The organism is Pseudomonas atagonensis, assembly GCF_011369485.1.
GTDB lineage: Bacteria > Pseudomonadota > Gammaproteobacteria > Pseudomonadales > Pseudomonadaceae > Aquipseudomonas > Aquipseudomonas atagonensis.
Genome location: NZ_VXCA01000017.1, coordinates 22514 through 32795 on the forward strand (window position 1 = coordinate 22514; position 10282 = coordinate 32795).

Genomic DNA, 10282 nt, shown 5'->3' on the forward strand with positions numbered 1-10282 from the left:
TTGAAATCTGGCAGCCTGCGCAATGATCGAAACGTTCCACGGCAGTTGTCTCTGCCGCACAGTCACCTACGAAATCCAGTCACGCCCCAAAGCCGTAGCCCATTGTCATTGCAGCCAATGCCGCAAGGGCCACGGTGCAGCGTTTGCCAGTTATGGAAGCGTACCTCGTGGCGACCTGCGCCTTATTCAGGGCGCAGAGCAACTGACTGCTTACCGCTCCTCTGAATCAGTGCTTCGCCAGTTCTGCAGCCACTGCGGTTCGTCGTTGTTCTGGTCGAGAGACCAAGGTGAATACGCGGATTGGGTATCTATCGCGCTGGGCACGCTGGATACGGATTTCACACCCGACAAACAGCGACATGTTGAGGTGACGTCAAAAGCACCGTGGTATGCGATTCATGATGACTGGCCACAAACTCGCTAACCTGAAAGAGGACGGCGAGATAAATAAATCCGTCCCCTTTCAGGAAAGCACTTTACGCATAAACACTCGGGCAAAGCCGTTTTCGGTGGCCCGATGGGTCTCTTGATAACCGAGTTTTTTGTAGATCTCGATGTTTTCGGTCATCCGTTCGTGGGTGTACAGGCGCACCGCCGTGCAGGCCTTGCTCTGCGCATGTTCCTCGCAATAAGCCATCAGCCGTTTGCCCAAGCCTCGGCCTTTGAACACCGGTGATACGGCGACGTTGATCAGCAGCAATTCGCCGTGCTCCACGTTCATCACCAGAACGCCCGCGATTTGCTCGCCATCAGTGAGCACGAAGGCGTCGGTTTCACTCAGCACCTGGCGATAGTCGTCCAGCATCGGTGCCGGTTTTTGGCCGAGCCGAGGGATGTAGGGTGCGTAAGCGTCATTGACCAACGCGGCGATGGCGGCGGCATCTTCCAGCCGGGCCTGACGAATCTTCTGCATGCCTTCTCCCCCTTCTGACTAAATCAATAACTCGAACCACTGCAACGGCGTCATCTTGGTGACCATGATCAACACGATCACGAACATGCCGGAGAACCCGCACACGCCCATCCAGAACCAGGCGTTGTAAGCACGGCGAAACTCGTCACCCAGGCCTTGGCCGCCAGTCGCCGCCTGCTCGGCCATAGCTTGCATGCGCGCCTGCAACTTCAATACCGGGAGCCACAGTAGCCCGACGCACAGAAAAATCAGCAAGGCCGTCAGCACCCACGTTGTGTTCATTGGCAACCCGGCAACACTCACCAACATGGCTCCCGTAATGATCTGGATGAAGCCCGCGGGCGTGGTGATCCACGTGTCGAAACCCACGACCATCCGCGCGACGTGAGCGATCACTTGCGGGTTGCCCGTGCGGCTGGCGGCGATCAGATAAAGGTAGGAACCCATACCGAATCCGAACAGAAAAATCGCGGCGATGACGTGCAGGTACTTCAAGCCCAGGTACAGCATTTCAGCGCTGCTCGTCCGAGAAGTGCACCGACAGGCTGAGGTTGTGCGGATCATTGATCGCGGCCATGTACTCAGCGACGCTGATCTCGCCCACACAAGGGCGGGCACCGGACTCGGGCACGTAGCCCTGAGACATTTTCGCGGCGAGGGCAACAGCGGCGCAGCTGGGTATCTCCGGGCCTTTGTCATTCAACGCCGTCAATTGCACGGTCATCGACAGCGGGTTGCCGCCAACGCCGCGGCCTTGCACATCGATGTACATCGCGCTTTTGCCATCGCCGAACCGTTCGAACCAGGTGCCCAGCCGATGCAGTCGAGCCGCCCAGCGTTTCGAGTCGCGCACCAGTCCGATCTTCAAGGCCTGGGCGAGCACAGCGTTGGCGACGCCGCCCGCTTTCAGCCCGGCGCCGGCCTTGAAGCTCAAGGTGTGAGCGCCATAGCGGCCGGCAAAAATGTCCATGTCGGGCACATCGACATTGGCCAGCAAGCGCGTGCCCAGTGACGGCATCTTGCGCAGGGTCAGGTCTTGCCAACCCGATACTTCGTGCACCCGGCCATCCTTGAGTTGCTTGATGGGTTTACCGGCATAGGCCAACACGCCTTCGACAGTCGAAAGACCCGGCATTTTCGCCGATGAAGAAATGCCATGTTCAATCGAATCGATGCGTTCGAAGCGATGCCGCTGTTCATCGATGAGCGCCGACGACAGCGTCGGCACCGAACTGCAGCCACTGAGAATTGCCACACCCGCCAATCTGGCGCGCTCGTTCAGCAGCCCGATGCCGTTGACGAACGTGCGGCAGTCGGCCAGATCGCAATAGTGGACGCCGGCGCCGATGCAGTTCTCGGCAACGGCATAGGATTGCCTCTGAAACGGGCCGCCCGTGTGAACCACCAGTTGAACATTCAATGCCTGCAGCGCCGCAGCGAACTGCGCGCCCATGGCATCGCCACACCAGCTCTCGCAATCGCGGCCCGACAGGTCTTTCAACTCGTCGACCTTGCTCCGCAGCTTGTGCGGGTCACGCCCCGACAGCAGCAGATCGACGCCCGGCATTGTCGCCAGATGCCGGCAAACAATGCTGCCAAAATTACCGTAACCACCGACCACCAACACCCTGAACGCCATGCATCTTTTCCCTGAATAATCTGATCGCGCCGCCCGACCGGGTCGAAACGACGCTGGCGGGCGGAGCTTCTCCGATATCCGTTGGGGAGGCAAGCGCCAGTCACGCCGCGCCGCCTGCAGTAATGCCGGGATGCGCTACGCTCAGCGAATCAACCGTTTCCCTCCCCCCGCATGCCCGGAGTCACTGACATGATCCGTTCCCTGCTGTGCGCATTACCCCTGCTCGCGTTGAGCCTGCAGGCGCAAGCTGTCGTTCCGGCGTTCCCGGCATCATTCCAGGTCAAGGACATCGCCGTCGAAGGCGCGACGATGCACGTGCGCGTCGGCGGCAAAGGCCCGGCGGTGGTGTTGTTGCATGGTTTTGGCGACACGGGAGATATGTGGGCACCGCTGGCAGCGGATCTGGCGCGCGATCACACGGTGGTCGTGCCAGACCTGCGCGGGATGGGGTTGTCGTCGATTCCTGCGGGTGGCTACGACAAGAAGAATCAGGCCGCTGACATCCGCGCTGTACTGAATTCGCTGAAAATCGAGCATTCGGTGGTGGTGGGGCACGACATCGGCACCATGGTTGCCTTCGCCTACGCCGCGCGCTACCCCGAGCGCACTGATCGCCTGATCGTCATGGATGCGCCGGTGCCGGGCATTACGCCGTGGAACGATATTGTTCGTTCGCCAATGCTCTGGCATTTCGATTTTGGCGGTGCCGACATGGAACGTCTGGTGGCGGGCCGTGAACGCATTTACCTGGATCGGTTCTGGAACGAATTCGCCGGCGAGCCGCAGAAAATCGACGAAGAAACCCGCCAGCATTACGCAAAACTCTACGCCCGCCCCGGCGCCATGCACGCCGCGTTCGCCCAGTTCCGCGCGATTCGGCAAGACGAGAACGACAACAAGCCCGTTCTCGAAAACAAACTGCCCATGCCAGTGCTCGCGGTCGGTGGTGAAAAGTCGTTCGGCAACAACGAAGCCATCGTCATGCGCAACGCGGCTCACACTGTCACGGAAGTGGTCATCCCCGGTGCCGGACACTGGCTGATGGAAGAAGCCCCGACGGCGACCATCAAAGCCGTTCGGGACTTCATTGCGCAGTGACAGGCAGATGCCGCCTCAAGTCTTTTTTTTACTGGCGTAGATTGCATACAACCATCTGGCCTCTGTGGCGGTTCACGCTTACCATACGGCCTCTTGCGCCAACCACTGCACCCTTTCAGATTTACCAAGTCGAGTAGGACACATGAACCGTCAGAAAAAATTGCAGCAGTTGTTCAAGGAAAAGGCCAAAAAAGCCAGCGCCAAACTGGCCCCGAAAAAGCCCAAATACATCAGCAAGGCTGACCGTTTGAAGATGGCCGCAGAAGCCGAGGCGAATACGGCCACAACGGTTGAAAGCTGAGCCTTGCGGCTCAGTAGTTTCGATGTACCACCCGAATCTGCGTCAACCCTACCCGCTCGGCCTGTTCGAGGATCTGCTCCGGTGTGGCCTTGGCGTTGGGCATGAGCAAACCGTTTTCGGCGTCGCCCAAATGCAATTCCAGCAGATGCAGGGCAGCCTCATGTTCGGCTAGCTGAGCGGCTTTGATTTCCAGTTCGTGGGTGCGCGGCTTGTCGTTGAACAGGTAAGTCAGGACATAGTTGTACATGGCGTCGTCTGCGTGAGTGGAAGAAAAACAACCTAATATCCTGACGCAACAGTCAGTTTTTAGTTCAAACAAAGTGCCCTGCCCGCTCACAACGGCAGCGGCCGATCCTGAATGACCCGCTTCATCACCAGCGTCGACGTCAGCCGTTGCACGTTGGGCAACGTCGACAGGCTCTCGTCGTAGAGCCGTTGAAACGCCGGCAGATCCTGCGCAACCACATGCAGCAAGTAATCCGGCTCGCCGAACAGTCGTTGCGCATCGATGACCTGAGGGATCTCCACCAGCGCCGTCTCGAAGGCCTCGACCGCTTGCCGGTCACCCTCGCGCAGAGTGGCAAACACCATCGCCGAAAAATTCAGGCCCAGCGCAGTGGGGTCCAGTTGCGCGCGATACCCCAGCAATACGCCCGACTCCTCCAGTGCCCGCACCCGCCGATGACACGGCGAAAGGCTCAGACCCACGCGCTCAGCCAGATCGGTCACCGACAGCCGGCCATCCTTTTGCAGCTCGGCAAGAATTTTCCGGTCAATTCTGTCCATGCAGTAGTTCCTTCCAGTTTTCAACGTTGCAACGAGTATCTTTGAAAGAAGATTCCAGTGGAACTTCATTATTCTTCCCTCAACGATAAACGACCCAATGCCCAGTACAGGGCACGGTCAACCATTGACGGGAAGTAACCATGACAAACGTAAATGTGTTTCGACAGGCATGGGTGACGCGATGACCTTCAGCGTGTTCGCCGCGTTCTGGGCAGTGTCTATTCTGTTCGTCATTACCCCGGGGGCCGATTGGGCTTACGCGATCTCCGCCGGTTTGAGGCACCGCGTCGTTCTGCCCGCCGTGGCAGGGCTGTTATCCGGGCACTTGCTGGCGACGGTGATTGTCGCCGCCGGCGTCGGCACACTGATCGCCAGTCACCCACAAGCCTTGTCCGCGCTGACTGTGACTGGCGCAGCGTATTTGCTGTGGCTGGGGGCCAACCTGTTTTTACGGCCATCCACGCCGCAGATCGATGAGAGTCAGGCGACCGATTCGTGGGCGCGCTGGGCATTGAAAGGGCTGTGTGTCAGCGGGCTGAACCCGAAAGTGTTTTTGCTGTTTCTGGCCTTGTTGCCGCAGTTCACCAGCACCACCGTGCCATGGCCGGTGCCTTTACAGATGATCGCCCTGGGGCTGGTCCACACTGCCAGTTGTGCCGTGGTCTATCTGGCGGTCGGGTTTGGCTCGCAAGTCGTGCTGCGGGCGCGACCTGATGCGGCGAAACGGGTCAGTCGCCTGTCCGGTGTGATCATGATCGTCATTGCGCTGATTTTGTTGCTGGAGGCGTCGCACGGCCTTTTGGACTGGGGGGCAGCGTAACTCGCGATGTTCAGCAAAGATAAAAGGACCTCGCTGAACACGAAGCAGCACCCCTGCTATTATCGGTCACCTCGCGCCCACTGATGGACTCACGCTTATGCCCGCCTCAAGTCTGCGCTCCACTCCCGCGCCGCTGCTCAAGCCAGGCGAAACCGTGGTGTTGTTCGACGGCGTGTGCAAGCTGTGCAATGGCTGGGCGCGATTTCTGATTCGGCATGATCATCAGCACCGAGTGCGCCTGGCCGCCGTGCAATCACCGGAGGGTCAGGCACTGCTGGCGTGGGCCGGTTTGCCGGTGGATCAGTTCGACACCATGGCGGTGATCCGTGACCGTCACTACTGGGAGCGCTCAAACGCCTTTCTCGAAGTCATCGGCCAACTGCCCGCCCGTTGGCAACCATTGAAGCTGCTGCGGGTATTCCCGCGCAGTTGGCGGGACTGGGCTTACGATCGCATTGCGCTGAATCGTTATCGGCTGTTCGGCAAGTACGACACGTGCCTGCTGCCGAGTCCGGATCATGAGCGGCGGTTTTTGTAGAAAAGTATGAAAAGTGAAAAGGGGACGGACTTATTAAAAGGTATTCGCACAGCGCCTGATTTAGACTTGCCGACTTTTTTGCCGCAAAGGATTTGCACATGCAACGCATCGTTATTCTGGGCAACTCGGGCAGCGGAAAATCCACGTTGGCGCGGGACATTGGCCGCCTCCTGGCATTGCCGGTAGTGCACCTTGATCCGCTGTTCTGGGAACCCGGCTGGATCGAGCCGGACAACGAAGCCTTCCGCGAGCGGGTACGCCAGGCCATCGCCGGGGATGCCTGGGTGTGCGAAGGCAATTATTCGCGGCGAACCTTCGATCTGCGCCTGCCTCGCGCCGACCTGATTATCTGGCTCGACACGCCGCGTCTGACCTGTCTGCACCGGGTCATCCTGCGAAGTGCACTGAACCGTCCTCGCGCCGACTTGCCGGCAGGTTGCACGGAGCGACTGGACAAAGGGTTTCTGGTGTTACTGAAGTACGTCTGGAACCATCATCGAGCCAACCGCCCCGCCATCGAAGCCTTGCGCCTGGTCACAGCGCCAGAGGTGCCTGTCATTCATCTTCGGGGGGCGCGGCAGGTTTCAGCGTTTTTGGCGCAGCGGGTGACTCAAGCTCGAACTGCTGAAACTCCACGCGTGTGATATGAATCCAGAAGTTGATGGGGTAAGGATTGTCGAGATCGAAGTGAACCGGAAAATAGACCCGTCCCCTTTCTCCACGGTTTATCACGGCAGATTCCACAGACGTATAGTTCTTGCCCCATCGCGCGATTACCCATAAACCTCCGAATGTATCGACGCAGTCAGGTCAACGACGCCGGTCAGTAGCTGGCACAAGGAGGGATCATGAATGTGGCCGCAATCCCTGAAGGTTTCACTCCATTTACTCGCAGTAGTCCGTTACTTGATTTGCTTGGACCGATTTATGCGAGGGGCAACGGGCTGCAATTGGAATTGGGATTATTGACTGACTCACGACATGCCAATGGTCGCGGCACCTTGCATGGCGGTATATTGGCGACATTGGCCGATGTGGGCATGGGTTATGCGATGGCGTTTTCCAGCGACCCGCCGCAGCCATTGATCACGGCGAGCATGACCCTGGATTATCTTGGCGCAGTACAAATCAATGAGTGGCTGGAAGTGCGCCTCGAATACTCCAAAAAAGGCCGTCAACTTGCCTTCGCCGCCGTCAGCCTGCATGTCGGTGAGCGAACAGTTGCACGCGCCAGTGCGGTGTTCGCTGTGCCAATGAGTTCCTCCCCGCCATGAAAACCGCCATCCTCTCCGACACCCACGGCCTCCTGCGCCCCGAAGCCCTCGCAGCCATTGAACAATGCGAGCTCATCATCCACGCGGGGGACATTGGCGATCCCGACATCCTCACCCAACTCGCACAAATCGCCCCCGTTCACGCCGTGCGCGGGAACAACGACCTCAATCTGCCTTGGGCCTGCGAGATCCCCGACCGCCTGACCTTTGACCTGCAAGGCTGGCCAACCCTGCTGACTCACGATATCGCCGACGTCCCGGCCCTTATTGAGAGCGACACCAGACTCATCATTACCGGCCATTCGCACAAACCCTGCATCGAATGGCGCGGTGAGTGTCTGTACCTGAATCCAGGCAGCGCCGGGCGTCGGCGTTTCAAACTTCCTGTCACGCTGGCGCTGCTCGAGGTCAGCGCCACAGCCCTCGTCCCGCAGCTGATCCACCTGTTGCCGTGAAACTTTTCCTCGACGCGCGCCTTGATCACCTAACCTCATAGACTGTGTGATCAACGTGAGCTGTGCCGTCCATGCGCAACACATTGAAGTCGTTGTTGTTTGTCACGCTACTGCTGCTTGCGCCGGGCGGATTTTCGCCGTGGGCGGCGGATTTGCCTGCGCCTTCGGTCGGCAGTGTGCCGGCGCCGCCGGTCATTTCGCAGAGTGACCTGCAAGGCCTGCAGCAACGCCTCGACGGCCTCAAACAGCAAATCTCCTCGGCCAATAATTACAACCAGCTCGAAGGCCCGCAGGATCGGGTGCAGGCGTTCATTCTGGATGTCGATCGGTTGTCCGCTGCGCTGTTGCCGCAGCAGGCGCAACTGACCGTGCAACTGAGTGTGCTGGGAGCGGCACCGGACACCGAGGTCGCGGCAGAGCAAGCGGATATCGCGGCGCAGCGCGCATCGCTGACCGAGCAGAAGAACAAGGTTGATACGACACTGAAAAACCTCGCGGCGCTGAAGCAGAGCGCTGCCGACCTGATCACGCAGATCGCCGGTATTCGCCGCACCTTGCTGGAAAGCGAACTGACCCTGAGCACGCACAGCGTGTTGAGCCCCAACTTTTGGTCGCCGCTGGTTTCGCCGTCGGCGGATGATCGTCAGCGTTTGCGTTTTTTCATCGATCAAGTACAGGAAACCTGGGCCACGGTGTGGGCGCCGGGGCAGCACTTTTATACGGTGATGCTGGTGTTGCTGGCGCTGATCGTCTGGACACTCGGGCGCCGGCTCGCCGAGCGTGGCCTGACCTGGGTTTGCATTCATCGCATGCCCGAAGGGCGTTTGCGGCGCAGTGCGCTGGCCTTCGCCTCGGCGCTGGCGACCATCGCCACCACCGCCATCGCACTGGAAGTGCTGTTTTACGCCTGCACCCGCCACGCACCGCTGACACCGCTGCTGTCGACCTTCTCCGAAGAATTCGAAAAAGTGGTGTATGCCTGTGTGCTGATCACCGGTCTGAGCCGCGCCTTGCTGTCGACCGAACACCCGTCGTGGCGCCTCCCGGCGATTGCCGATCCGGTCGCGCTGACGCTCAAGCCGTTTCCACGCATCCTCGCGGCCACCCTGCTGCTGCTGGTGACGCTGGTGCAAGTCGGCAACGCCACGGGCATGAGTGGGCAACTGGTGATCGCCGGGCGCGGGGTCATCGCCATGGTGGTCATGGCGATTGTCGTGACGATGCTGTTACGCACCGGCAAAGTCCGCAAAGCGTTGCTGGCAGCCAACGATGCGGTGGCGAGCAGCACCTTCGCCGGGGTGATTTACACCGTCGCCTGCCTGGCAATGTTCGTCGCCGCGATTGCACTGCTCACGGGCTACGTGTCGCTGGCCCGGTTCATCACGTATGAACTGGTCTGGGGCTATATCGTGCTGTCCGGTTTCTACTTGCTGATTCAGGTGGTCAAGGATGCCTGCGAGCACCTGTTCTCGCCCAGACATGCGAGCGGCAAGGCGCTCAAGCAACTGCTGGGCATCAGTGACCGGCGCCTCGACCAGATTTCGATTCTGCTGTCCGGGGTCAGTCGCGCGGGGTTGTTGCTGCTGGCGGTGATCGCGCTGTTTGTCGGCGGCATCGGCACCACGCTCGGCCAGTTGGCCAGCAATATCATGGCTATTCTTGGCGGCGCCGGGTTGCGCAAGCTGAACATCGTTCCCGGGCATTTGCTCAACGCCGTGCTGGCGCTGCTGATCGGCATCTGGCTGGTTCGCGCCCTGAGCCGCTGGCTCGACAACGAGTTCCTGCCCAAGACCGACATGGATCCGGGCATGTGCGCGTCGCTTAGCACACTGTTCTCCAACATCGGCTACGCCTTCGTGATCCTCCTGACCCTGTCGTCGCTGGGCGTGAAGTGGACCAACCTGGCGTGGATCGTCAGTGCGTTGTCGGTGGGCATCGGCTTCGGCTTGCAGGAAATCGTCAAGAACTTCGTCTCGGGCCTGATTCTGCTGACCGAACGCCCGGTCAAGGTCGGCGACCTGATCAGCATCAGCGGCGTCGAGGGCGACATCCGCCGCATCAACGTACGCGCCACCGAAATTCAACTCAGCGACCGTTCGATCGTGATCGTGCCCAACTCGCAACTGATCTCGCAAAACCTGCGCAACGTCACCCTCGGCGGCAGCGCCCAAGGCGTGGCTTCGCTGGAATTGATGTTCCCGCTGGATATCGACCCGGAAGAGGTCAAGGAGCTGTTGCTCAACACCTATCACGAGAACGAAACCATCCTCGACAAACCGGCATCGTTCGTGCGCTTCAGCAAACTCTCGCCGGACGGGATCACCCTGACGGTGACGGGGTATGTGGCCAGCCCGAGGATCGTCGGGGTGACCAAGAGTGATTTGCTGTTCGAGATTCTCAAGCGGTTGGGCGCAGCGGGAATAGCCTTGGCGAAGCCGCCTTCGGCCTGACGAACCGT

The 10282-nt window shown here is 59.7% G+C and carries 14 protein-coding genes; 9 read left to right on the forward strand and 5 right to left on the reverse strand.

Going from position 1 to position 10282, the window contains the following annotated elements; genetic code table 11:
• Positions 1-22 precede the first annotated feature (22 nt).
• On the forward strand, positions 23-424 hold the full coding sequence (locus F2P67_RS11995; RefSeq protein WP_166220573.1) for a GFA family protein: 402 nt from the start codon (positions 23-25) through the stop codon (positions 422-424).
• A gap of 39 nt (positions 425-463) precedes the next feature.
• Here the strand turns inward: F2P67_RS11995 and F2P67_RS12000 are convergent, their stop codons facing one another.
• Genes F2P67_RS12000 through F2P67_RS12010 form a run of 3 tightly spaced genes read right to left on the reverse strand, consistent with a single transcriptional unit; the run spans position 464 to position 2552 of the window.
• Positions 464-913 carry a GNAT family N-acetyltransferase gene (locus F2P67_RS12000; protein WP_166220575.1) on the reverse strand — a complete coding sequence of 150 codons (450 nt, stop codon included), beginning with the start codon at positions 911-913 and terminating at the stop codon, positions 464-466.
• Between the two features lie 18 nt (positions 914-931).
• Complete coding sequence (locus tag F2P67_RS12005) at positions 932-1423, reverse strand: DUF2269 family protein (RefSeq protein ID WP_166220577.1); 492 nt, start codon at positions 1421-1423, stop codon at positions 932-934.
• A gap of 1 nt (position 1424) precedes the next feature.
• Positions 1425-2552, reverse strand: coding sequence for a saccharopine dehydrogenase family protein (locus F2P67_RS12010; protein WP_166220579.1), 1128 nt, complete (start codon positions 2550-2552; stop codon positions 1425-1427).
• Positions 2553-2741: 189 nt separating this feature from the next.
• Here F2P67_RS12010 and F2P67_RS12015 point away from each other — a divergent pair, with 189 nt between their 5' ends.
• Together F2P67_RS12015 and F2P67_RS12020 are read left to right on the forward strand one after the other, a co-directional pair.
• Positions 2742-3650: an alpha/beta fold hydrolase gene (locus F2P67_RS12015; protein ID WP_166220581.1), complete on the forward strand. Its 909-nt coding sequence runs from the start codon at positions 2742-2744 to the stop codon at positions 3648-3650.
• Between the two features lie 142 nt (positions 3651-3792).
• Complete coding sequence (locus F2P67_RS12020; protein WP_166220583.1) at positions 3793-3951, forward strand: DUF2986 domain-containing protein; 159 nt, start codon at positions 3793-3795, stop codon at positions 3949-3951.
• A 10-nt stretch (positions 3952-3961) separates the two neighbouring features.
• Here the strand turns inward: F2P67_RS12020 and F2P67_RS12025 are convergent, their stop codons facing one another.
• The gene (locus tag F2P67_RS12025) at positions 3962-4198 is read right to left on the reverse strand and encodes a hypothetical protein (RefSeq protein WP_166220585.1); all 237 of its coding nucleotides are present in this window, start codon (positions 4196-4198) and stop codon (positions 3962-3964) included.
• A gap of 86 nt (positions 4199-4284) precedes the next feature.
• Entirely contained in the window at positions 4285-4737 is a 453-nt protein-coding gene (locus F2P67_RS12030) for an Lrp/AsnC family transcriptional regulator (RefSeq protein ID WP_166220587.1), read from the reverse strand.
• A gap of 181 nt (positions 4738-4918) precedes the next feature.
• Between F2P67_RS12030 and F2P67_RS12035 the strand changes: the two genes are divergently transcribed.
• The 6 genes from F2P67_RS12035 to F2P67_RS12060 all read left to right on the forward strand — a co-directional run bounded on the left by F2P67_RS12035 (position 4919) and on the right by F2P67_RS12060 (position 10274).
• Positions 4919-5557 carry a LysE family translocator gene (locus F2P67_RS12035; protein WP_166220835.1) on the forward strand — a complete coding sequence of 213 codons (639 nt, stop codon included), beginning with the start codon at positions 4919-4921 and terminating at the stop codon, positions 5555-5557.
• A gap of 97 nt (positions 5558-5654) precedes the next feature.
• A complete protein-coding gene (locus F2P67_RS12040; protein WP_166220589.1) occupies positions 5655-6095 on the forward strand; it encodes a thiol-disulfide oxidoreductase DCC family protein in 441 nt (146 codons plus the stop codon).
• Between the two features lie 98 nt (positions 6096-6193).
• The gene (locus F2P67_RS12045; protein WP_166220591.1) at positions 6194-6739 is read left to right on the forward strand and encodes a P-loop NTPase family protein; all 546 of its coding nucleotides are present in this window, start codon (positions 6194-6196) and stop codon (positions 6737-6739) included.
• A 204-nt stretch (positions 6740-6943) separates the two neighbouring features.
• On the forward strand, positions 6944-7369 hold the full coding sequence (locus F2P67_RS12050; protein WP_166220593.1) for a PaaI family thioesterase: 426 nt from the start codon (positions 6944-6946) through the stop codon (positions 7367-7369).
• Complete coding sequence (locus F2P67_RS12055; RefSeq protein ID WP_166220595.1) at positions 7366-7824, forward strand: metallophosphoesterase family protein; 459 nt, start codon at positions 7366-7368, stop codon at positions 7822-7824. Before F2P67_RS12050 ends, F2P67_RS12055 begins: the two co-directional genes overlap by 4 nt.
• Before the next feature lie 71 nt (positions 7825-7895).
• Positions 7896-10274 (forward strand): DUF3772 domain-containing protein, encoded by a 2379-nt coding sequence (locus F2P67_RS12060; protein ID WP_166220597.1) that lies wholly within the window; start codon positions 7896-7898, stop codon positions 10272-10274.
• Positions 10275-10282 lie beyond the last annotated feature (8 nt).

What these genes read in the sequence shown, in the direction of transcription:
- F2P67_RS12055 (WP_166220595.1), top strand. Translation starts at nt 7,366, where the DNA reads ATGAAAACCGCCATCCTCTCCGACACCCACGGCCTCCTGCGCCCCGAA.
- F2P67_RS12015 (WP_166220581.1), top strand. Translation starts at nt 2,742, where the DNA reads ATGATCCGTTCCCTGCTGTGCGCATTACCCCTGCTCGCGTTGAGCCTG.
- F2P67_RS12035 (WP_166220835.1), top strand. Translation starts at nt 4,919, where the DNA reads ATGACCTTCAGCGTGTTCGCCGCGTTCTGGGCAGTGTCTATTCTGTTC.
- F2P67_RS12060 (WP_166220597.1), top strand. Translation starts at nt 7,896, where the DNA reads ATGCGCAACACATTGAAGTCGTTGTTGTTTGTCACGCTACTGCTGCTT.
- F2P67_RS12000 (WP_166220575.1), bottom strand. Translation starts at nt 913, where the DNA reads ATGCAGAAGATTCGTCAGGCCCGGCTGGAAGATGCCGCCGCCATCGCC.
- F2P67_RS12025 (WP_166220585.1), bottom strand. Translation starts at nt 4,198, where the DNA reads ATGTACAACTATGTCCTGACTTACCTGTTCAACGACAAGCCGCGCACC.
- F2P67_RS11995 (WP_166220573.1), top strand. Translation starts at nt 23, where the DNA reads ATGATCGAAACGTTCCACGGCAGTTGTCTCTGCCGCACAGTCACCTAC.
- F2P67_RS12040 (WP_166220589.1), top strand. Translation starts at nt 5,655, where the DNA reads ATGCCCGCCTCAAGTCTGCGCTCCACTCCCGCGCCGCTGCTCAAGCCA.
- F2P67_RS12045 (WP_166220591.1), top strand. Translation starts at nt 6,194, where the DNA reads ATGCAACGCATCGTTATTCTGGGCAACTCGGGCAGCGGAAAATCCACG.
- F2P67_RS12005 (WP_166220577.1), bottom strand. Translation starts at nt 1,423, where the DNA reads ATGCTGTACCTGGGCTTGAAGTACCTGCACGTCATCGCCGCGATTTTT.
- F2P67_RS12020 (WP_166220583.1), top strand. Translation starts at nt 3,793, where the DNA reads ATGAACCGTCAGAAAAAATTGCAGCAGTTGTTCAAGGAAAAGGCCAAA.
- F2P67_RS12050 (WP_166220593.1), top strand. Translation starts at nt 6,944, where the DNA reads ATGAATGTGGCCGCAATCCCTGAAGGTTTCACTCCATTTACTCGCAGT.
- F2P67_RS12010 (WP_166220579.1), bottom strand. Translation starts at nt 2,552, where the DNA reads ATGGCGTTCAGGGTGTTGGTGGTCGGTGGTTACGGTAATTTTGGCAGC.
- F2P67_RS12030 (WP_166220587.1), bottom strand. Translation starts at nt 4,737, where the DNA reads ATGGACAGAATTGACCGGAAAATTCTTGCCGAGCTGCAAAAGGATGGC.